At 41.8% G+C, this 24,135-nt stretch carries 17 protein-coding genes; 12 read left to right on the top strand and 5 right to left on the bottom strand.

All coding sequences use genetic code 11. The features are described from left to right. Window positions 1-13: 13 nt before the first annotated feature. The 4 genes from HY960_00735 to HY960_00720 all read right to left on the bottom strand — a co-directional run bounded on the left by HY960_00735 (window position 14) and on the right by HY960_00720 (window position 6,473). On the bottom strand, window positions 14-214 hold the full coding sequence (locus HY960_00735; GenBank protein MBI5214258.1) for a hypothetical protein: 201 nt from the start codon (window positions 212-214) through the stop codon (window positions 14-16). A gap of 99 nt (window positions 215-313) precedes the next feature. Beyond that, window positions 314-2,506 carry a TonB-dependent receptor gene (locus HY960_00730; GenBank protein ID MBI5214257.1) on the bottom strand — a complete coding sequence of 731 codons (2,193 nt, stop codon included), beginning with the start codon at window positions 2,504-2,506 and terminating at the stop codon, window positions 314-316. Window positions 2,507-2,518: 12 nt separating this feature from the next. After that, window positions 2,519-3,355, bottom strand: coding sequence for a transporter (locus HY960_00725; protein ID MBI5214256.1), 837 nt, complete (start codon window positions 3,353-3,355; stop codon window positions 2,519-2,521). Window positions 3,356-3,383: 28 nt separating this feature from the next. Then, entirely contained in the window at window positions 3,384-6,473 is a 3,090-nt protein-coding gene (locus HY960_00720; GenBank protein ID MBI5214255.1) for a hypothetical protein, read from the bottom strand. A gap of 173 nt (window positions 6,474-6,646) precedes the next feature. On the opposite strand from HY960_00720, the gene htpX reads away from it, so the two are divergent. Together htpX and HY960_00710 are read left to right on the top strand one after the other, a co-directional pair. Further along, complete coding sequence (htpX, locus tag HY960_00715; GenBank protein MBI5214254.1) at window positions 6,647-7,501, top strand: zinc metalloprotease HtpX; 855 nt, start codon at window positions 6,647-6,649, stop codon at window positions 7,499-7,501. Window positions 7,502-7,535: 34 nt separating this feature from the next. After that, the gene (locus tag HY960_00710; protein MBI5214253.1) at window positions 7,536-8,819 is read left to right on the top strand and encodes a Glu/Leu/Phe/Val dehydrogenase; all 1,284 of its coding nucleotides are present in this window, start codon (window positions 7,536-7,538) and stop codon (window positions 8,817-8,819) included. A 47-nt stretch (window positions 8,820-8,866) separates the two neighbouring features. Here HY960_00710 and HY960_00705 read toward each other — a convergent pair whose 3' ends face one another. Continuing rightward, complete coding sequence (locus HY960_00705) at window positions 8,867-9,121, bottom strand: hypothetical protein (GenBank protein MBI5214252.1); 255 nt, start codon at window positions 9,119-9,121, stop codon at window positions 8,867-8,869. Between the two features lie 5 nt (window positions 9,122-9,126). On the opposite strand from HY960_00705, the gene HY960_00700 reads away from it, so the two are divergent. The 10 genes from HY960_00700 to HY960_00655 all read left to right on the top strand — a co-directional run bounded on the left by HY960_00700 (window position 9,127) and on the right by HY960_00655 (window position 24,040). Further along, window positions 9,127-9,483: a hypothetical protein gene (locus HY960_00700; protein MBI5214251.1), complete on the top strand. Its 357-nt coding sequence runs from the start codon at window positions 9,127-9,129 to the stop codon at window positions 9,481-9,483. 11 nt (window positions 9,484-9,494) lie between these two features. After that, a complete protein-coding gene (gene bamD / locus HY960_00695) occupies window positions 9,495-10,298 on the top strand; it encodes an outer membrane protein assembly factor BamD (protein ID MBI5214250.1) in 804 nt (267 codons plus the stop codon). An 11-nt stretch (window positions 10,299-10,309) separates the two neighbouring features. Continuing rightward, a complete protein-coding gene (locus HY960_00690) occupies window positions 10,310-10,810 on the top strand; it encodes an acyl-CoA thioesterase (GenBank protein MBI5214249.1) in 501 nt (166 codons plus the stop codon). A gap of 35 nt (window positions 10,811-10,845) precedes the next feature. After that, window positions 10,846-13,032, top strand: a complete 2,187-nt coding sequence (locus HY960_00685) for a VCBS repeat-containing protein (GenBank protein ID MBI5214248.1) — start codon at window positions 10,846-10,848, stop codon at window positions 13,030-13,032. After that, entirely contained in the window at window positions 13,029-14,738 is a 1,710-nt protein-coding gene (locus tag HY960_00680) for a hypothetical protein (protein MBI5214247.1), read from the top strand. The genes HY960_00685 and HY960_00680 overlap by 4 nt, the downstream gene beginning before the upstream one ends. Then, entirely contained in the window at window positions 14,738-15,388 is a 651-nt protein-coding gene (locus HY960_00675) for an ABC transporter ATP-binding protein (protein ID MBI5214246.1), read from the top strand. Before HY960_00680 ends, HY960_00675 begins: the two co-directional genes overlap by 1 nt. Beyond that, entirely contained in the window at window positions 15,385-16,059 is a 675-nt protein-coding gene (locus tag HY960_00670) for a heme exporter protein CcmB (GenBank protein ID MBI5214245.1), read from the top strand. The genes HY960_00675 and HY960_00670 overlap by 4 nt, the downstream gene beginning before the upstream one ends. A gap of 547 nt (window positions 16,060-16,606) precedes the next feature. Further along, window positions 16,607-16,744 carry a hypothetical protein gene (locus HY960_00665; GenBank protein MBI5214244.1) on the top strand — a complete coding sequence of 46 codons (138 nt, stop codon included), beginning with the start codon at window positions 16,607-16,609 and terminating at the stop codon, window positions 16,742-16,744. Between the two features lie 95 nt (window positions 16,745-16,839). Further along, window positions 16,840-17,064: a hypothetical protein gene (locus HY960_00660; GenBank protein ID MBI5214243.1), complete on the top strand. Its 225-nt coding sequence runs from the start codon at window positions 16,840-16,842 to the stop codon at window positions 17,062-17,064. 109 nt (window positions 17,065-17,173) lie between these two features. Next, window positions 17,174-24,040 (top strand): hypothetical protein, encoded by a 6,867-nt coding sequence (locus HY960_00655; protein MBI5214242.1) that lies wholly within the window; start codon window positions 17,174-17,176, stop codon window positions 24,038-24,040. The last annotated feature ends 95 nt before the right edge of the window (window positions 24,041-24,135 follow it).

Raw genomic sequence — 24,135 nt, 5'->3', positions numbered from 1 at the left:
TGAGAAAATCAGGTCAGAAGTTCCCAAGAACAGGCGTGAAGTAGGGAAGATTAGGTCTGAAGTTCCCAAGAACAGGCGTGAAGTAGGGAAGATTAGGTCTGAAGTTCCCAAGAACAGGCGTGAAGTAGGGAAGATTAGGTCTGAAGTTCCCAAGAACAGGCGTGAAGTAGGGAAAAACAGGTCTAATGTTCTCCAAAATATCTTTGGATTTCACGGTTCCTACTTTGGCACGAAGAGTCAAGTCACGGATTGGTACAGAACCAAAGGTAAACTGTGAGAATCCGTGTCATCATTTGTGGCAATTCGTGGTGAATTACAAAATGAGCCTCACTCCGCCATTGATCACTCTTCCTTCAAGCGGCGCATAGATGGGGAGAGTTCTGAATGTTGAGAGTTGGTCACCATCAATGATTGGTTCGAAGCGTGTTTGTCGCGTGTCGAAAATGTTTTCAAAATTCACAAAGAGGCGAACAATGCCGAACCCTTTTTCTGCAATCAAACCGGTAATCCAATAACTTGGTGAATAATCCCGCCACGGGTTTCTTTCCAATCGTTGAGTTCCGGTCCAATAATTTTCCAATCCTATTTTAAATTTCTGATGATGATTTTCATAAAAGAGAATCGCTCCGAAAGAATGTCGCGGATTGAGAGCGAGTTCATAGATTCTATTCCTGTCGTTCTGCGTTGCAAACGTGTAGGTGTAACCGAGCGAGAGTTTGAAATCTTCATACGCAAGTTTCAGGGAAAGTTCTCCGCCGCGTGAGAATGTCCGGTCGTCTGCGTTGCGAAGGTAAAGGATATTCTGTGCAAGCGAATCGTCATCGGCAATGAGTGCACGGTCTATGTTTGTCAGATAGAGAGCGGCGTTCGTTGTTACTCCGACCTCGCCGATAAGTGTTTTCCAGTTTACATCAAACGACAAACTTTGTGAACCTTCTGCGGATAAATTGCCGGTTGTTTTAATGTTTTGATACCGTGTTTCCTCAATCTCTTCAACAAAGATAGTGGGCGCTTTGAATCCTGTACCGATTCCAAGTCGCATAGTAAGTGAAGAAGAGGGACGAACCATGGCAGAAATTTTCGGAGTGATGAACGTCCCGAATTCATTGTGAGCATCGAGACGACCGCTTAATAAGATGGTCGTAATCTCTGTCAAAGCAAGTTCATCCTGAACAAAGAGACCGAAACTGTTGTAGCGATAATCAAGAGGAAGTGAATGTGTCGTTGTTCTGTCTGTCAGGATATCGGAGGTAAACGCCGCGCCAAGAACAAGAGTTTGCTTTTCGTAATCAACGGTATATTGCAACTCCGAGTAGAATAATGATTGTGTTGCATTGAATGGCAACGTGCCGAATACTGCATCCCGTTTCAATTGTGCGGTTGCAAATTTGAACAACAGCGCTTTATCGGGTGAAGGTTCGTATTTCGTACTTCCCGCAACATCCGTTCTGTTCGTATTGATAGTTTCGACATAGAGCGGATTGGTGAGAGGTTGCGATGTAAAGCCGAGTATTCCCCCTGTCCGTTCTTCTTCCATATATCCGAACGAAACGATTGCGGAGAGTTGTTCAGAAAAATTATAGGTAAGTTTTGGAGTCACTAAGAAGCGTTTAAATTCGGGAACATCAGCAAACATATCGTCGTCAACAAGAGCATGGTCTTGTGTGTTTCTGCTTACGAGAATTGTTGTGCCAATATCTCCGTGTTGTTTGGAATAAAATGTTGCAACGTCAAATCCGTTTTGCGTAGTAGCATTGACAAGCGCCTGAAATTCCTCTTCGGGTTGCGGTACTTTTGTAATGAAATTAACAACGCCGGAAATTGCATCCGTACCGTACAGTGCAGAAGTCGCCCCTTTAACGACTTCCACTTGTCGAAGATTGAGAGGAGGAAGTTGCGTGAGACTGAAACCGGAAGAGAGTCCGCCGAAGTTTGGAATACCATCGGTCAGCAATTGTGTGTATCGTCCCGCAAGTCCCTGAATGCGGAGATTTGCTGAGTTACTTGTTGCCGAGGTTGTTTGCACTCTCATTCCTGTTGATTCGTTCAGTAACATGGCAACGTTGGAAGGAGTCATCAATAATTTTTCCTCAACTTCTTCCTGCGGAATTGCTTCAACCCGAACCGGAACATCATCAATCGCCCGAACCGTTCGTGTTGCAGTGACAATGAATTCTTCTTCTTCGAGATGTTCTTCTTCGAGTTCAATCATGAAAAAGAGTGAATCATGTTCTGCTGTGTTGATTTCCGTTTCAAACTCTTCGTAGCCGATGATGGAAACATTCAGTAATAAAATTGAATCCTTCGGAATTGAAAACGAAAACTCGCCTTCCTCGTTCGTTGAAGAACCGAGCGTTGTACCTTTCAGCGTAACAGATGCGCCGGTCAGAGGTTCGAATGAATCAGCATCACGGACAACTCCTTTGAGTGGAATTGTCTGCGATTGAAGCGAGAGTGAGAAGAGAACAGTAAAGAAAAAGAATAGTACAGTAAGTTGAAGTTTCATTAGTTATGATGTTTACATTAAGAATGGATGCTCGAAAGAAAGATAGAAAAACAATCCGACATTTGTCATCTCTTCGGAAATTCTGATTGGAACGGCGATGCCCGGAACGCATTGCAGTGAGTTCGTATCAATCGCATACCGGAAGCCGGGGCTGATGATGAGTTCGTTTTCATAAACTACATCTCCGTTTGTGTCAAAGTTTGCATTGATGTTATCTGCAACTTCCAGCATGAAATTGTATTTCTCATCTGCAAGGTAGATGAGACTTGCGCCGATGTTGTAAGAGAACAAAGCTCTTTGAGCCGTTGCTTGACCTCCATCATGGGTTGTGTACCCATGGATTATTGCATTTGGCAACCACGTCATCCCTGCATTTATATGCGTTATGAAGTCGTTGCTCATTCTTTTGCTTATAGGAAGATTAAACTGAATTCCCCAATCACCCGGGTCGTAGTCCCTTCCAAGTGACGATGGAAACATGAATGATAATCGAGGAGCCGTTGTTATTTCGTCTTCATGAGTAGTAAGTTGATAACGATAGTTTAACAAGATGTCACCCGGTTCTTCAATCGAGCGTGATTCTAAACTGTACGGAATCGTGTAACTAAATTGATGGGTTTGGTTGACAACCCACCATTCCTGAGTGAAGGTAAAAACAAATTCCTCTTCGGGAGATGTAAAATATGTTGAATTAAAAATATGTTGTACAACTCCATCTTCCTGATTGTAAGCTTCTTCAATGAAGAACGAGTTGTCTTCGATTGCATCCGAGAACTGTGTTTCTGTTTCCTGACTGAAACAAAGTATGTTTGAAAGAATAATGAGAACAAGTATTGGGTATTTTTTCATAAGCCATTATCTGAATGTTAATTTAACATTATTTCTTTGGTTGAATTACATCGTACACATTCGGTGCATTGGGATTTGATTTTCCGCCACCAATCCACTCGCCTGCTTCAGAACTGACAGAACGAAACTCTCCTATGCCCGCGCCGCCGTGGTCATCCTGACAGCCGACGAGAACGGTGTATTGCCATTGCTCGCTTGCTTTACCAATTTGTTCAATCGGTAACGAGAACTCTATTGTCTTTGTCAAAACATTTCCGAGCGGATTCTTTTCATCCCCCGCCACAGGGATATGTTCAGCAATGATTTTCCCTTTTGAATCAACCAAACGAATTCCCCCGCCAACAAAAATTATTTGCTCGAAGGCATTTCTGTTTTCCAAAACATAATTTGAATTCATTCCGACAACCGTTTGACCGGAGTTAAGTTTGTTATCTTTATCAATTGCGATTGCAACGTAGGTCAATTGAAATCCATACTCAGGATGCCAACCCGGATTGGAAAGAATGGCAAACTGCAATTTGAAGAAAACATTTTTCTCGTCTGTGCTGACAGTGAAGCGCGTAATATCCAAACTTTTTGCCTGCAAATATGGAGTTTGCGGATAAATGAAACCGCTCGTGCCGGTATCATCGCCTTCGGGGTCGCTGGCATCAAACAGTATGTTTGCTTGATTTGATTCTCGCTTGATGTCTGAATTCCTCAACATCGTGTGTGTTGGACCTTTCAGTGAGGAAAGGTCAGATTTCACTTGCGGCGTTGCAAGTTTAATTTCTGTAAACCGAATCGGTGGTAATGCCGGAATCGCACCGCTCTGATTGATTCGTTTCTGATTGAGTGTTACCAATCGTTCATCTATGGAAAATACAGTTCGCTTATTTGCCGGAGCGGTGAAGCGATAAATCGGCAGAGAAAGAGTTTCCGGAGTTGCGTCGAGAACGAGGTCGTGAGGAACGATAAATTCAATTTGTAGCGGCGTAGCATCGGGTGGCGAAGTAAGGGCAAGTTCAAATTGCGTTTTTGTTTTCTTATATTCGACCACAATTTGCTGATTGCCGATTGTTACTTTGAATTCTGCTTTTGAAAGAGCAAGCGGAAGTCGTGGAGCAAAAAGGATTCGCGGATTCTTCGACAAATAAGAAATATTATCTGATGTTTTGAAGTAATTTGTATTGACATACACGCCGAGATACGATTGGTAACAATTCCGAATGAACTCTGCCAAACTCCACGCTTGAGAATATGTTCCCGAATTTCTCGGTTCAATTTCGTCCGGGCGCGCCGCCGCATCCATCAGTTCAGGAATTGTACCGATTGCATTTCGTTCGATGAGATTCTTTGCCATGGTTGATGTTACATCGAACGCGAGGTTCGAGAGACCAAACTCGGTTGCCAAATCAATCCACGCACCGGCAAGCCACGTCCACACAATGCCGTTGTGGTAAGCGGCATCGGGAACGTAGTTCGGTTCGTAGTGATGGAACGGATGGAAGTTTTCATCGTCGGGAGAAAGTGAAGCAATACCATGTTGAAAAACAAGATTTTCTGTTATCGTTCGGAACGGTTTGACAAAATTATTCTTTTCAGGAAACATCGAATACGTAAACAACGCATTCGGTCGGAGTTGCTTATCCGGTTTATGGTTTGGTTTCAGATGGTCGTAAATCATCCCGCTCGATGAATCATAAAAATATTTGATAAAGTTTGTCTGCAATTTTGTGGCAAACTTTCCCCACTTCAGCATTGAAGAATCATCTTTCATGAATTCGGCAAGGCGAAAACCGACATTGAGTTGTTTATACCAAAGCGCCTGAATATCGTTTGCACGATTTCCGCGCGGGCTCCACGCACCGTCCGGTCCGACTGCATCCATCCACGTTTCTGCTTCTCCATGTGTAAGAAAATTCATGGAGTCGGTATGATACTTTATTGTTCCTTCGATGGAACGCTTGACGACCGGATACATCTCACGAAGGAATTCTGCATCGAGCGAGTATTTGAAATAATCATACAATGACATTACAAATCTTGGAGTCCCATCAGCCGTGTTGTACGCAATCGAATTTGTCGTAACAAGATTGGGAATACGTCCGTAGTTTGCACTACTCTTGTTTGTATCTTGCCACGCGGCGAACGATTTTAAAATTTCTTTTGCATCAGAAAAATTTCCGTTAACAAGTGTTGCACCGGGAAGCGTGATGTATGTATCTCGTCCCCAATAATTATCAAACCACGGTAAGCCGGCGAATATTCCTTTCTTTACTTGATTCATGATGAGCGCATCGAGAGAAAGTTTTGCCCATTGCATTGCAATTTCAAACCGTTTGTTTGATGTTTGAATGAATGACTCATTCAGGAGAGTTTCCATCCGCTCTTTTCTTGATGAGATTCTTTCAGAATAATTTTTCAATACGCTATGAGCAAGTTGAACGGTTTGTTCTTTTGTATCACCCGCGACGAAAACGATTATTGATTTTTGATTTGAGATAACAGTTTTTATTCCCATCGGTGAGAATGATTGCTGAGCAATTTCGCTTTGATTCATTAAGCCCGGATTAGCAGTTGCAACACCAAGCCACACCGGAAAGTTTCCTTTTTCTGTTCGTGTAAGTTGCCGTTTGCGGGCGATGAGAAGGACGTTGTGCTCGAAACTTGCTTCGCATTGTTCGAGAGTGAGAAAATCACTGAAGAAAGGACGAACCAAAAGTTCATCACCATTGATTTGTTCGAGTTCAATAACAAGAGCGTCAACGGAATCGAGTAACGTAACAGTTTCTTTCACCCCGTTCGGATACGTTCTGACAAGTTGATGAGGTCTCACTAAAGCGCTTGCCTCTGATTTTAAAAGCGGAGAATCATCAATCATCAAACGATAATCATCCAATATTTCATTCGACATAATACGCCAACCCTGCCACGCGGAGCGATGATTGCCATTCGTTTCTGTATAAAACACGCCCGCTTGTTTGTTCGTGTAAGCGACCTCGCGGGAACTCCCGGCTTCAACTCCGATGGATAATTCTTCTAACGAAATCTGTTGTTGACCTTGAACGTCATGAAAAAAAATCGGGATAAAGTTGAGTGTGAGAGCAAGTAAACAATAGAATATTCTGGACTTCATTAATTGTCGAAAATAATTTGAGGTGTAAACATAACAAAATTCCGTCTGTCATTCAATAGAAAAATTGGAACGCAGACGCGACTCTCGTGTGTTCATTTTCTGATTCTTGTAAATCACTCAATTATTCCATAAATTTTGACCACTTTTTGAAAGGTTGGATACATTAGATACTTATGAATACGCTTAAAACAGTCTTTTTAATGACACTCATGACCGTTTTGGTTCTTCTCATCGGCTCAATGTTGGGCGGAGAGCAAGGACTCATTATGGCTTTTGGAATTTCTCTGTTAATGAACTTCGTTTCGTATTGGTTTTCAGATAAAATTGTTTTGATGATGTACCGGGCGAAACAAGTAACGGAGGCAGACGCGCCAAAACTTTATTCGATGGTGCAACGGGTTGCATCGCAAGCACAATTACCTATGCCGAAAGTGTATATCATTCCTGAAGATTCACCCAACGCATTCGCAACCGGACGTAATCCCGAACATGCCGCAGTTGCCGCAACCGAAGGAATACTTCGCATGCTAAGCGATGATGAATTGGAAGGAGTTATCGCACACGAATTTGCACACATCAAACACAGAGATATTTTAACCGGAACCATAGTCGCAACAATGGTTGGCGCAATAACGATGCTTGCCCGCATGGCTGGCTTTGCCATGATGTTCGGCGGCGGGAGACGAGATGATAGGGAAGGTGGTAGCGGTTTAGGTGAATTGGCATTATTGATTTTAGCGCCGATTGGCGCAGTCTTAATTCAAATGGCGATTTCACGTTCACGCGAGTTTGCCGCAGATGAAGGCGCGGCAAGAATTACCGGCAGACCTCTTTCATTAGCAAATGCTTTGCAGAAATTAGAGCGCGGCGCTGACCGAATTCCGATTGAAACTCAGCAACCGGCTACCGCCCACATGTTCATCGTCAATCCGTTGCGTGGCGGCGGTGTTTTCAAATTGTTTATGACTCATCCACCGATGGAAGAACGGATTGCACGCTTACAGCAATTCGCTATGGGTGGAATATAATTTCATCGTACGTTCTTTAATCATCATTTAGTTTATGCCGAATACAAATTCTTCTCCTACGGTCGGGTTCATCGAGAAAGATAACCCGTTCGAATCCATGATGCATCGGTTTGATGTTGCCGCCGAAATTCTTCAACTTGACCCGGGAATTTACAATTACTTGAAAACTCCGGTGAAGCAAGTCATTGTTTCAATTCCAATCCAAATGGATGATGGTCGCATTGAAATCTTCGATGGCTACCGTGTGATTCATAATGATATCCTCGGACCATCGAAAGGTGGAATTCGCTACTCGCCTGATGTCACGATTGATGAAGTGAAAGCACTCGCCGCGTGGATGACATGGAAATGTGCGGTGATGAATATTCCTTTTGGCGGCGCGAAAGGCGCGGTGAAATGCGACCCGAATAAATTGACAAAGGTTGAGTTGGAAAAAATTACCCGTCGTTACACGGCGAACATGCTCGACGTGTTCGGTCCCGACCGCGACATTCCCGCTCCCGATATGAATACGAACGAGCAAATAATGGCGTGGATTATGGACACCTACAGTATGCACATGAAGAGAACAGAGACTGCTGTCGTGACAGGGAAACCACTCATTCTTGGCGGTTCACTTGGACGACGAGAAGCAACAGGTCGCGGTTGTATGATGGTGACACTTTCTGCTATGGAAAAAATAGGATTGAAGCCAAAAGACTGTACCGTTGTCGTTCAGGGATTCGGGAATGTTGGTTCTGTTACTGCTCAACTGCTTTCAGAGCATGGCTGTAAGATTATTGGAATTTCAGATGTAACAGGTGGATATTTCAATGCGAACGGCATCAGTATTTCTGATGCGCTTGATTGGGTTGCGAAGAATAAAACATTGGAAGGATTCACCGGCGGCGATAAAATCACTCAGGAACAATTGCTTGAACTACAATGCGATGTGTTGGTTCCTGCCGCAAAGGAAGAACAAATCACAGCTCAGAACGCTCCCAATATAAAGGCAAAAATAATTTGTGAAGGAGCGAATGGTCCGACTGTTGCCGCCGCAGACCCGATATTGAGAGACAAGGGAATTGTTGTTATCCCTGATATTCTTGCCAACGCAGGTGGTGTGACGGTCTCCTATTTTGAGTGGGTACAAGACCGTATCGGTTATTTCTGGACGCTTGACCGTGTGAACCGTCGGCTTGAAAGGATGATGAAACAATCGTTCGATGCAGTATATGAAACTGCACGCAAGCATCAAGTGACGTTACGAATTTCTGCCTACATTATGGCGATTGATAAAGTTGCAAAGACATTGAAAGTGCGAGGCATTTACGCCTGACGAAGATTCATATCCGGCAAACACGTTGCGTCAAACATTCCGTGTTTTCATTTTCCTTTTGATGTTACCGTTTTCGGTTGCACTTTCTCGCGGGATGCAATCAGGCGATACCAGCAAATCGAACATGGAACTCTTCCGGCTCGGAATTTCAACTTTGACCGATTCAATCCTTCAGTCTTTGCCTTCTGGTAAATCAAACTCGATTGTGCTTTCATTTCAAAGTGAAGATGAACTTTTATTTGTTCGTCAAGCGGTTGTTTTGGAGTTGCAAGCGAAGGGAGTTCAAGTCTTTCTGGATTCATCAGACATGAGCCAAACAGCGGTTGAACTACAAATTATTTCTCCCGATTTGAAGGTGAAGTATGATGATTCGTTTCGAAGTGGATTTCTTGGAGAGACAAAAGCACGGCGAACGATTTCTCTTTCGTTTCCATTTCTCATTAAAGAATCTCAAACAAATAAAGTGTTGGCAAGCAGTACGTTACCTTACAGTTATTCTGATACGGTTTCAGTTTCAATGATTCCGATGCTTGAGCAGGAGGGAATTCCAAGTACACACGCGCCCCTGCCGGAAGGAAGTTTTTTCGACAAACTGCTTGAACCGTTTATCATCATAGGTGCAACTGGAATTGCAGTCTATTTATTTTTTCACGTTCGTAGTTGAGTTAAAATTTCATGACAAAAATAATTTATGTGTTTATTTTTTTGATTTCCATTTTCTTCCTCGGCTGTTCGTCGTCTGATTTGACAAAGAACATGACTGCTGAGGAACGGTTTGAAATCGGGAAACAACTGTTTGATGAAGAAGACTATTTCGAAGCAAAGAAGGAATTTGAGTTGATTAAACTTCAGTTTCCGGGAAGTTCCGTTACCGATGATGCGCAGTATTATCTTGCTGAATGTTTTTTCATGCGGGAAGAGTATTTACTCGCCGCCGAGGAATACAAATCCATCAAACGAACGTTGCAGGGAAGTCCCTACTTACCTCTTGCGCAGTACAAAATTGCAATGAGTTATTACAATCTCGCACCGGTTTCTTATTTGGATCAGGAATACACACTCAAAGCGATTGATGCATTTCAAACATTCATCGAATATTATCCAAGCAACGAGTTAGTGGCAGAGGCATCGGGCAAGATAAAAGAATTGAATATCCGTCTCGCGCAGAAAGATTTTGATTCTGCGGAAATGTACATGCAACTCGGTTATTACCGGGCGGCGGCATATTATTTCAATAGCGTCGTGGAAAAATTTCATGACACTCCGGTTGCAGAACCGGGGCATTTAGGATTGGTGAAAGCATTGGTTGGCCGGAAAAAGTTTGACGAAGCAAAAAAAGAAGTCGGCAAATTTTTAGAAAAATATCCACATTCAAAATTCAAGAGCGATGCAGAGTCCTTGCAGAAAGAAATTGAAGACAAACTGAAATCGCAATCCTCCGCGTTGTTTCAACACACGAATTCACAAACAAGCAAATAAAAGGGTTTCACATGCACGGGGCAAATCAAACAAAAAAGAAAAAGCGATTTGTGAAAGATTCCCAAGTCGAGATGACGCAATTAGTCCTTCCTAACGATACCAACACACTTGGAAATCTTCTTGGCGGAAGATTGATGGAGTGGATGGACATCGCCGCGGCTATTTCTGCACAGCGTCACTCCAACAGGGTGTGTGTTACTGCCGCGGTTGATAACTTAGTATTTCATCAACCGATAAAACTTGGAGAAGTTGTTGTGTTGCGGGCGTCGGTCAATCGAGTGTTTGGAACTTCGATGGAAGTCGGTGTACATGTTACGACGGAGAATTTACTTGCGGGGGAGAAAAAAATCTCCAACACTGCGTACCTTACATTTGTCGCAGTAGATGGGACCGGCAAACCAATTCAAATAGAACCGGTGATTCCGCAGACGAAAGAAGAGCGTCGTCGCTATCGGGACGCGCTCGAACGACGAATGATTCGCCTTCAACAATCGGAAACAGCGAAACGTTAGTTTTTCTCTTGTTTCAATTTATCCACATCCCTTTTTTGAAACGTGTTCAGGTTGTTTCGGTAACACTGACCCTTCAATTCATTCTTACCGCCACCGTCTATTCCCAATTCCAAAAAACGACGTTCGGAGCGATTTCAGAAATTCGAGCGATAAAAAATCCGCTCGGCTTATTCAAGGGTGATTTTAATGGCGATGGGATGACAGACCTCGCCACCTACAATCGAACACAATTATTGTTTCAAATACAATCAAGCGATTCTTCCGGGTGGAAGGCAAGCAGACAAATGACGGAGGGAGGAAACGTCACGAAAATCTTCTCCGCTCAATGTAACTCAGATAGAATGTCAGACCTGATTGTCGTTGACGGGAAGTCATCACAAATCAGAATTCATCTTGCGAAGAAGGAGATGGAGTTCTATGTTCGCACGACGCTCCGGTTCAAGGATGAAGTTCCTGAAGTTCTGACAGCAGACATCAACAAAGATTCAAAAACAGATTTACTCTTGTTTGGAAAACGTGAAAGCGGTTTGACTGTCTATCTCGGTGGCGGAACAGGTGGATTTGCAAAATCAATGACCCTCTTCCCCGAACATAGTTTCAGTTCCGTTTGTATTTCGGATATGAATGACGATGGTGTTCAGGATATTATTGCATCGGATTGGTTGGAGAACCTCGTTTGTGTGTATCGCGGTTACGGCAGAATGAAATTCGGTGACCCGACAGTTCTTCGGTTAGATGCTGAGCCAACCATTGTCAAAGCCGCGTACCTTGATGCAGACTCAACGAAAGATATTGTTGTTGCCTTTGCACATTCAAATGACTTGTCTGTTTTTATCGGAGATGGTGCAGGGGATTTTACTTCAGAGTTTACACTCCATTCTCAGTCAACGAGTGACCAATTATTTCTCGATGACACTAATTCGGACGACCACATGGACATTCTTTCTTTCAATCAACATCAGAAAGCATGTACTATTTGGTTGATGAATGAAAGCGGCTCGTTTGATGAATCTGCTCAGTTATCATGCGGAAGAAATCCTGTTGAAATATTGCTCTTTTCACATCAACGAACTGATACATCAAATATCGCGGTTGTTGATAGTGAAGGTTCGACGATACGACTGATGTGGAACGCGCAAGTAGCGAGACCGGTAGCGGTTGAAATGCTATACGCTCTTTCACCTGAACCGAGCGGCATCATCGCAACGGATTTGAACGGCGATACATTTCCTGAAGTTGTTGTTGTCAATAAACAAGCAAAAACATTTTCCTTTTTGATGAACAACGGTGATGGCTCATTGTTCGGGCAACGCTCACTGTCAATTCCAATTCATGCGACCAAACTGAATTACAACTCGAAGAACGGACAAGGGGGAATTTTGATTGCCTCGAATAGAGAGGAAGATAAACTTTCTATAACAGAATTTACCGGCTCGTTAGAAAATCAAACAACATACACATTACCGATTCAACGCGGTTCTCAAATCCTTTCCCGGTATGTAGATAAACAAACAAAACAATTGCATTTCTTCGTTCTTGAACGGGATACGGAAACAAAACAATTTTCCATTATTAAGTTCTCTCAGATTGCGCCGACAAAATATGTCGAGCAAAATATCATCTCGCGTTTTGAACCCTCGCTTATTGCCGCGGCAATGAATGATTTCGACAAGGACGGGGACAACGATATCGCGTTTCTCGGTCAGAAGTCTTCCGGCAGAACACTGGAGTTGCGTCGAATCATAAGAAGTGAAACGACAAACGTTGTTCAACCGTTTCTTGATTTTACAATTGACAAAAGAGAAACTCCACCGACGTTGATGTGGAGCGCAGATGTTACGGGCGACGGCTATCCCGACTTGATTATGAATTTTCAAAAGCCGGAAAACTCGCTTGTAGTTTCGGTAAACGGTACTAATGGAATTTTTCTCCAACCGAAATTTCAATCTCGATTTCCCGTTAGTGTTTCCTCGCGCGACCAATTACGGGTGTTTGATGTGAACAACGATGGCAGGATGGACATTGTTGTGAATAACAGTCTCACCAAAGAAATTCAGGTGTATTGGGGAGCTGGGAACGGGCAGTTTCCGAACGTGAACAGATTAATCAGTGCAGAAGGAATCGGCGGATTCACAGTTGCAGATATTAATGCAGATGGTATCCAGGAATTAATAGTGACAGACAGTATGAATGGCTGGCTGAAAGTGATTTCGTTACGATGAAAAAAAGAATCTCCATATCAATATTCTTATTGATTATTCCATTGGTGTATACTTTCTCTGCCGGGAGGGAAAGAACATTATCTTCGTATGCAGAATTGAGAAGCGCGATTTTACAGGTAACGACAAACAACAATCAACAAAATGTATCGCCCGAATCACCGTCGGAAAAGTGCGGACTCTGGTTGTCCTTTGAGATGCAACGGTTGATGCCCGAACTTTCACACTCTGAACAGGAGGAGATACGCCAGTTACTCTCTCCGCAAGAGTATCAGACGAACAGAATCATCGGACGCTTTCAAATCTTCTACGATACAACCGGAAACGATGCGCCAACGATGTTGAGAAATGTCGGTGATGATGTTGAACCAATTCCGGGAACTGTCGAGGAATTTGTTGATTCTGTAGGAAAATTTTTCAACGATGTATGGGAGGTTGAAGTAAACATCCTTGGTTATCCTGCTCCTCCTCTTGATAATTCAAATTTGTATCGAATTAACATTCGGGACTTAGGATTAGGTTATTATGGAATAACTGAGCAGGTACATCAAGTAGGGACTACTCCTTTACCAACATACCTGACGTTTATAACAATTGATAATGATTTCCGTTGGGTTTATTCTCCGAGCAGAGGAATACCCGGACTAAAAGTTACGGCTGCACATGAATTTCACCATGCGATTCAACTTGGCAATTATGGCGAACGGTATGATGACAGGTACTTCTATGAAATTACTTCGACATGGATGGAAGATGTTGTGTACGATGACGTTAACGATTACTACCAATATCAATCGAACAGTCTTGCGCGAAGTTCACAATTTTCCAGACCGGAACTATCGTTCAAGCGCTATGACGGACAGATGGAATACAGCCGTTCGGTGTGGGGAAAGTTTATCGAAAAAAAATATACTCCTGAAGTGATGAAGCGAACGTGGGAACATCTGCCAAATTATTCCAGCATCTATGCGATTGACCGTGCATTGACAGAAATCGGAAGCACGTTCCGAAATGCGTTTGCTGAATATTCTTTTTGGAATCTGAATACAGGTCCCGGTTCTGACACGGTGAAGTTTTATTCTGAGGGAATCTACTACCCGCCGATGCGAATGAGACAGATGACGGAATATATGAACACTTCACGTTCAATCGAAGATAGTATGCAGGCAATCTCATCGTTGTACTTTCCGATTTGCAGCCGCAGAACAATTTCTGACACATGTGGTTCTGCTATGAAAATGATTACAATCGTTTCCAACGCGAATGTTACACCGAATCGAACTTGGTTTCGCTTTTTGTATCTCATGGATAGTATCGGAGACGCTTCATATCGAAAACTCAGCAACGGCATATTTGTGAAACTTGACGTAGCAGACCCGATAAACTGGTTTACGTACGAATCTGTTCCTGCTGTCGTTCAGAATGTGTTGGTGTATCCGAATCCATTCCTTGCCAAAGAGCGAAAGCCATTAAATTTCCGGTTGCCGACTGCAATTCAACAAAAAGCGATGCTGTACGTTTTCAGTTCGAGCATGGATAAAGTGATTGCAAATGAATTTCCTATTGATTACAAACGTCCACTTGAACCGAGCATCGCATGGGATGGACATGACGAAAACGGGGAAGCAGTTAGTTCGGGAATTTATTTTTTCATCATTCAGATTGACGGAAATGAATATCAGGGAAAATTTGCTGTGGTGAGGGAGTGATGAACGGTTTGAGGTTCGAAGTTGCCGGTTTGAGTAAAACGTACAACAGGAGAAGTATTTTTTCTCAGGTAAGTTTTACTTTAAACGAAGGGGATTCGATTATTATTGGAGGAAGAAACGGAAGCGGTAAATCAACGCTTTTGAAAATTCTCATTGGAGTACTTTCTCAAACGAAAGGAACAATCTCTGTGTCGGTTGATGGGAAGGAAGTGAAGAAACAAGATTTGTTTCGCTCGATTGGTTTTGTTTCTCCTTATCTACAGATGTATGATGAATTTACCGCGCTTGAGAATTTAGATTTATACAGGAAAATCCGGACAATCAACGTTGCGGATGAAATGCTTTCTTCGTTGTTGGAACGAGTGAATCTTACACAAGCGAAGAATCAACTTGTGAGAACATTTTCCTCCGGTATGAAGCAACGCTTGAAGTACGCATTTGCATTACTTCATCAGCCGCCGTTCCTTTTGCTTGATGAACCGACAGCGAATCTTGATAGCGAAGGAAAAGCAATTGTTCATGAGATTGTGCAAGAACAGAAAAAACGCGGACTTATCATCATCGCAACAAACGAACCGGATGAAATCAAATGGGGAGACTCTGTTTTGAATCTGGATGAATTCAAAACGAAAGCAGGAAACAGCAAATGAGTTCGTCCCTTCGTTCTGCATTTACTGTTTTCTTAAAGGATTTCAAATCGGAAGTCCGAACACGCTACGCGCTGAACGCGTTGCTGATGTTTGTCGTAACAACAATTTCCATCATCATCTTTGCAATCGGTAATGAAACGGTCAACACCGACATACTTTCGGGAATTCTCTGGGTGATTATTTTCTTCTCTTCGATGGCAGGACTTTCCCGAACGTTCGTCAGCGAAGAAGAACGGGGAACGGTAATGACGCTTCAACTCATCGCAACTCCAATGACAATCTTTGCTGGCAAGTTATTATTCAATCTTGTTTTGCTTGCGATGTTGAATCTCGTCAGCGTTGTGTTGTACTCGCTTGTCATTTCCAATTTCGTGATTAAGAATTTCGAGATATTTCTTCCGACAATCATTTTCGGGACGTACGGATTAGCCGCCGCCTCAACGATTATTGCGGCAATTATTTCCAAAGCCGGCTCGAAAGGGACTCTCTATCCCGTGCTTTCTTTTCCGATTTTATTACCACTTCTCTTAACCCTCATTAACGCAACCAAACTCTCCGTCGAAGGAGCAACATTTACCGATGCACTGAGCGAGTTTCAGGTTCTTATCGCATACAGCATCGTCATTACAACCGTTTCGTATTTGTTGTTTGAGTTTATTTGGAGAGAGTAAGCATGTAGGTCGAAAAGCCTTTTCGACCCATTCTCACCTTACCAACTACAGAATTATTTCTAATAGTTTTATTGAGTTGTGTATATCGAAAAATCAGAAAAATATAAGAAAGGAGAATAAAAAATGACCAGTCTCGATATTGGTGCTACTATTTTGGTCGTTATCGGAATTATCACGTTGTTTATTTCCCGTGAGCCGAAAGAGCATCCCAAAAAACAATAACACCATGCACAAGTATTAAGCCGGACGCAACATTGATTGAAAGAAGTTGATGCACGAACATTTTTACTAACACACTTAAAGGAGCTACACCATGTTTACAAACTCAATTTATTGAGAAACACCTGATACAATTTTCTTTCACTACCATTCTTTAGTGCTCTACGAGTCGTTGACTTTGCTTGTTGGTGGAGGTTGATGCGCAGGTCTAAGTCCCGTGGGGAATACCAGCCCGATGCAAATTGAGGCGTTACGCCGATAATTATTGGATTTAACAAGTTGAATTCGTACAATTGCGCAAACGAAAATAACACATTCTGGACAGACGATGGAACAACAAAATATTTACCACACAATTGAAACACAGTTTGCCACATTAGATGAACGTGAGCAAGAAAAGGTTCTCTCATTTATTCAATCGTTGCTTGACCGGAAATATTCGGAGAGCAAGAAAAGGAATCTTTGAAGTCTTGAACGTCTTGTTGGTATTGGGATAAGCGATGTTACTGATGGCGCTGAGGAACATGACCATTATATCTATGGCACATCTATAGGATGACGATGTTGCCTGAGGAAGTAGAGTCAGGGAGACACAAGGTTATTCCTGCCGACCACGATATTGGGATGAAAGCGTTTCAACTATTACAACACTATTACGATAAGCCAGATATTTCGTTTGTAGATTTTACATCGTTCGTTATTATGCAGGAAGAAAAAATTACAAATGTATTCTCCGGCGATAGACATTTTGAGCAAGTGAATTTGGGTTTTCATTTGCTGAAATAGACAGAAGCAAAGTTCTCTCTACGGTAGTAAGAAATGCTTCGCAAGGCTGAGGAAATGAGTTTCAGAAATAAATATTACAATACACTTTACAAGACAAAAAGGAGTAGACATGCAACATATTATATTTGTATCAATGAGAACATTCATGTTTGGATTAGTGATAATGTTCATTGGTACTAATTCTGGAGTTTGGGCTGAGCGTCAATACGATGCAGACAATAATCTTATGAGTGAGAACAGAAATATCGTTTCACAGGGAAGTAGACACGACGATACTATGGATAAAGTAGGTGTGACTACACAAGGGATCATCTCTGGAATAGTCTATAATGATCTCAATACAAATGCCATTTATGATGTGAATGAACAAGGATTGGAAGGTTGGACAGTAAACCTTTCAGGAGATGTAAACCTTACAACAGAATCTGACGTTAACGGGAATTATTCTTTTAATAATCTCCCTATAGGGCAATATCTTGTTACAGTTCACAATAGAGAGGGTTGGACACGTACTCCTCCAAGACGGAGGTTCACAAATTATATTAATGAGAATGAACGAACTATTTTTACACGCTTACAACAAATCCGTGAAAATGCATATCAATATTATCTTGGATCGGGAGGGCGTTCTTATCTTAACTATACAATTCCTGGTTCTCTAACAAGTGATAGCGCGGCTACCTATTCGATAAGCGCTAAATCAACAAAAACGTTCACACTGCTTGCTTCTTCAGTTCGATGGACTTATTTAAGGGGAAGTATTACTGTAACCATTGATAGTAATGGTACCATTGCATCATATACTCCATGGGGACCTTATTATAACAATGCATACTTTATCAAAATAACTTCGACTGGTCAGTCTGTTACACAAAAAAATTTTGGGTACTTCCCATTCGAGGTACGTGGGCGGGTTGTTTCAAGTATGCGCGATCAAACCGGAGGAGTTAGTGGAAGGACCGTGTTACTTTCTTCACCATTTTTTACTACAGCGACATCTACTGATACACTTGGATATTATGTCTTTAGTGACATTCCGTCAGGGATTTATTCTATTGAATTAGTGAGTAGTGAAGGATGGACGCAAACTGTACCGCCGGAAAGTACTCTTGCCTCTAATGATAGTATTTACAATAATTCGTTCCAACTCATGAAAGGTATTTATCAAATATTTGATAATGCGATATACTATTATCTCAACCATGCTACGTATGAAGGATATATTATTCCTGATTCTTTATCGGGTTCAGGAAATCCTGAGGGGACTTTTTCAATTGTGAGTGCCTCTTCTCTTCAGTTAAAAATACAGGCAACATCGAAACGATTTGTTGAAGTATTTCAAAATTACACACTGAATCAAAACGGACAATTCGAATCTAATTCGGGTTCGGGTGGGGCGACAATCAGTAATGGAAAATATGTTATTCCATTTTTTCAAGATGGTAGCCACGGTCTTAAACCTCATTATTATGATGAGTTTGATCGCTTCAATTACAACTTTGCAGTTTCCCAAAACAGTTCTATCACCGGCGTAGTTTTCTATGATTCTACTTTAGATGGAGTAAAAGAGGTAGAAGAAAATGGGGTCTATCAAATTCCCATTTTTATTACCGGCGCTGAGAATGCATCAATGGTTACAGATAGTAATGGAAATTATTTGTTTACAAACATTCTTCCCGGTAGTTATTATGTTACAGCGAGAACAAATGAATCTTGGAAACAAACAAGTCCTTCACCAAGTGTTATTGTTCATTCACGGGATTCAGTCCTTAATAATTTTCGTGATGTAACAACCTGGTTTTATCGGCTTGCTCATGATGCTTTACTTTTTCGTATTCCCCCAAGTTCACGAGGTGGTGGAGAAGGAGATTATTGGGGGTATTATCCTAATCCCGGACTTGTTTTACCAGGCTTTGCAACATATAGTGTAGTTTCGAGATCACAATTTTCTGTGAGTTTCCAAGCTACATCAGCTTATGGATTTGGAACCGTAACGGCTTCTGCTGATTCACTCGGAAGGGTAAATTTTACTTCTGTAACTGGTGATTTTGCATCGTTAGGCTATTATTCGATTGCAACGGATTCTGCACAATTTTCCGGGCAGCATTATGATTTTGCTATGATAAACGTAGGAACCGTTTCCGGCACATTATTTCACGATGCAAACAGAAATGCTGTGAATGACCCCGGTGAACTTCCACTTTTTGGTTGGACTGTAAAACTCGATGGTCTGTCCCACCATGCAGCCGTCACCGATGAGCAAGGAAATTATTCCATTGATGACTTACCGTTTGGTAACTATCTTGTCAGTGAAGTGATGAAAGAAAACTGGTTTCAAACGTATCCTGAAACAAGTTATCAAAACAAAACGTGGTTGCGCTCAAAATTTGAAGTGACAGCATTCAGCAGACTTGAAACAATTGCAAGTGATGCCCGAAATTATTTTTATGGAGTTGGAAATCATTCTTTTGTCGGGTACCAAATTCCGGTAAACCTCAGTTACGATAGTATAGCAACTTATACAATTCGTAACTCTCAAACAGGTAGCATAGCGTTGAAAGCTGTTAACTCCATTCCTTTTGATTTTTTCTTTTTTGTAACATATGATTCAACCGGTAGTTTAATTGAATATGACAATAATGGATTTACTATGGGAACTTCATTAGTTCGTGTGACGCCGGATAGTGCAGAAATTACATCAATAAATTTTGGCAATAAACCATATGAAATATCGGGAATGGTTTACCACAGCCAGTATGATAGTGTGTCAAGGCTTTCAGGTCGGCTCGTACACGTACAAGGACCCGTTGATACGGTCTTAGTAACTGATGCACAAGGCAACTATTCTCTCAGTGATATTCCGTCAGGTGTTTATTCAATCGCCGAAGAAACAAACGATAGTTTATTTCTCGTGGGTCCTCCTCAACATAATATTCCCCGGAACGACACCTTGTACGAAAAATTGTGGGGACTGACTTCTACTCTTTATCGGATAACAGAAGATGCTACGAAGTATTATCATGAGCATTTTTCATATGTAGGTTATAGTATTCCAGATTCACTTTCTTCATTCGGTAGTTCCTATGGTACTTACACTATTGAACTTGCAACTTCAACAAAAATCAGATTGTGGGGAGTCTCAAACTACGACGGCTTCCCTTCCGAAATGATAGAGTTGGAACCATTTGGAGTATTTTCATCTGGAAGTGGTAGCACTCGCGGGTTTATTGCAGGAAGATATATTGTTCCGTTTGCACATGTTCAGGAACATGGGTGGAAAGTAAATTGGAGAGACGGCGTGGATCAATACGGTTACAATTTTTATCTTACTCCAAAAAATACATTTCATGGTACAATTTACAATGATGAAAATGGAAATGGCAATATAGAGCCTTCCGAACAAGGCATTCATGGAGGAAAGGTTTTCATTGCCGGTAGAACTATTGATACGGTAGAAACAGACGTAACGGGTAACTACATAGCAGAAGGAGTAGCGCCTGGAAGTTACGTTCTTACAAGTGCAGTAGATTTTGGCTGGGAACAGACAGTACCGGAACGAGTAAGTTATTCAACGAGAAGAGATTCTATTATTTCAAATCTCAATCAAATAATTTTTACTTTGCATCAGGTCGCTCAAGATGCCTATGCTCTTTGGCTGACTCCAACAAAGGCATCGGGATTAGAAAAAACATATTTTGGATACTACATACACCATACTACTCAAGAAGGTACGTTTTATAATTCAAACGCGACAGATGCCACTTCAATTCCACTCAATGGAGAATCGTCTCGCGGTTATGGTAAGGTTGTAGCATCGCTTGATACATTAGGGAAGCTTGTATTCACATCGTTTACTGGCGCTTTCGATTCAGTTGGAAGTGTAGTAGTTTATACCGATACACTTCGTTCAACGACAGAGTATAATTTCGGACTTTATCAACAAAAATTCAACGTTATTTCTTCAGTTATAGGAAATGGAACAATCACACCAGTGGATACCCAAGTGGTAAACTACGGCACAAACATTCAATATTTGTTTTCACCGGGAACGGGTTATCATTTTGATAGTTTACTCATTGATGGGATAGCAGTTGATTCAAGTACAAGTTATACGTTTAATAATGTAACCGAAAATCACACTATCAGAGTTGTTTTTGCAGTGAATCATTACACGCTTACTGTGAATGCGGAACATGGAACAGTCAGCAAAACACCTGATCAAGACTTATATGATGCTGGTTCTATCGTTGGACTAAAAGCGATTCCTTCGACAGGTTATCACTTTGTCGGTTGGAGCGGAGACACAACAAACTCAGCAGATTCCCTTACTATCACAATGAACCGCAATAAGAATATTATTGCTACGTTTGCAATTGATACTTTACTCATTACTGCGACAGCAGGTGAGAATGGTTCAATCACTCCTTCCGGTTCTGTACAAATTTTGTATGGAGGGAGTCAGAGATTTACATTTACACCTTCGTTGAATTATCATGTCAATAGTGTAATTGTTGATGGGAGCAAAGTGGATTCACTTGAAGGTTATACGTTCTCGAATGTAACAGAAGATCATATAATTCTTGTAACATTTGCTGTTATTACAGGTTCAATAAGCGGATTGAAGTTTCATGACTTAAACGGCAACGGAATCAAAGACGGGAATGATGCAGTGTTGGAAGGCTGGAATATCCATCTTTCCGGCGTATCAAGTGAAACCACACAAACCGATGCAATCGGTCGTTATACATTCTCGAATGTTCTTCCCGGCACGTACACTATTTGTGAAGAGAACAGAGCCGGATGGGTTCGGTCAATGCCGGATTCGTGTTACGCCATTACCATCGCCGCCGGAGATACGGTTGATACTCTGAACTTTGGCAATTATCAGAGAGGGATGATTAGCGGAGAGAAAATAGTTGACATGAATGCAGACAGTTTGTTGAACGGAGAATTGGGAAGATATAATTGGGTTATCAAGTTATACGATTCCGCAACGTGTCAGTTAGTAAAACGAACAACAACTTCATCACAGGGTGAGTTTAGTTTTCAGAATTTAGAACCGGGAACATACATCCTCGAAGAAAGTTTGGAAGTCGGGTGGCTCCAAACATTCCCGCGAACAACAACACCGAATGTCAGCTATCGAACATGCGGAGTGAATTCTGCACAACGTTCTTATCATCTTTCCGTTTCCTCCGGTGATACAATTGCAAATGTTGATTTCGGGAATTACCAATACGGAACAATCACCGGAATGAAATACGAAGACTATGATGCAGACAGTCTGATTTCCATTAACGACATTAAAAAATCAGGGTGGGTAATAAAACTCTTCAATCAGGGAACGTGCAGTTTAGTCAGTGAAACAGTAACAAATGCCACAACCGGTTACTCGTTCAGTAATCTTTTACCCGGAACATACATTGTAGAAGAGAGTTTGCAAACAAGTTGGATTCAGACTGTGCCGAGAGTTGGTGCATCGGGCGTTACTCTTACAACGTGCGACGCCAATGCCGGAACACGTGCGTATGTTGTTACTGTTACTTCAGGAACAAATGCCATTGGGAAAGATTTCGGTAACACACGATATTGCAGTATCAGTGGGAAGAAATATCAGGATGCAATTGCCGATAGTCTGATAACGAATGATTCAGCGATGAACGGCTGGACAATCAAATTGTATCGTCTGGGTTGTACGTTAGCAGAAAGAACGGTAACGTCCGGCAATGGAGACTTCGTATTTGATAGCTTATTGGCAGGGACATACATTGTCGAAGAAAGTTTGTTCACGGGTTGGTATCAGAGTTTTCCGCGACAAGGCTCGGGCATTGTTTCTCCGTGCGGGCAAAATGCAGGGGGAAGAGTTTATAGTTTTGTTTTACACTCGGGAGAAAACTCAACCGGGGTAAGTTTTGCAAATTACCAACATGGAAATATTACAGGAGTAAAGTTCCATGATATTGATGGAGATTCTGTTTGGGATGGGAATGAACAAACGCTGCAAGGCAGAATCATGTATTTGGATTTAAATCTCAATGAAAATCTTGATACGGGTGAACCGATTTCTCAGACGAATGGAAGCGGTGAATATCAGTTTTCCAATCTCAAGCCCGGAATGTATTATCTCCGTGAGGTTGAAGTGAGCGGATGGATTCAAACGACATCGAATCCTAAAATTGTTTTGCTCCACAGCGGAGAAAGTCTTGCATCCCTTAATATTGGAAATTTCCAACTTGGCAGTATGAGCGGAATGATGTTCAATGACAGGAATGGGAATGGAACAAAAGAACAAAACGAATCGCCACTCAGTGGGTGGAAAATGTATTTAACAAAATCATCTCCAACGTTTCGTCTTGATTCAACAACAACAAACGTCAACGGAGAATTTATGTTTGATTCGTTGAAGTATGGAGAATATTGTTTGTCGGAAGAGATGCGTGAGGGATGGGAATTTACTTTGTTGCCTGTTTGCCCGGAAATAATATACAGCGGGAGTAATCATGTTAACCGGAATTTTGGCAACAGGCAGGAGGAAACTGTTCTGTGTGAGTTACTGAATCGGTGGAATATGGTTTCTGTTCCGGTTGTTCTTAGTCAAATGGATGAGGATAGTGTTTTTCCTGACAATGCTTCTCAAACATTTTCTTTCAGTTGTAATGCAGGCTACGTTGGGACAGATACATTAAGCAACGGCGTCGGCTATTGGTTAATGTTTTCTGATACTACATCGAATAGAATTATTTCGGGTGGAATAATTTCAGAAGATACGATTGATGTTTGTGCCGGATGGAATATGATTGGTTCGATGAGTGATACAGTAAGTACAGTATGTATCAACACAGAAGGTACAACTATTGAAACACCATTCTTTAGTTATCAGGATGGATATGTTACTTCATCAATCATCAAACCATGTAAAGCGTATTGGGTGAAAGTGAGCAGCGATGGAAAACTGATATTGAGGAAGTGTGATTGAAAATTGGAGTAGTGGAGTAAAGGAGTTTTAGAGTAATGGAGTAATGGAGTAATTCTCCAATTCTCCATATCTCCAACACTCCAATCCGCGAGAAT

The organism is Ignavibacteriota bacterium (genome assembly GCA_016212665.1).
In the GTDB taxonomy this organism is placed as follows: domain Bacteria; phylum Bacteroidota; class Ignavibacteria; order UBA10030; family SZUA-254; genus FW602-bin19.
This window is presented reverse-complemented; position numbering and strand designations above follow the sequence as displayed.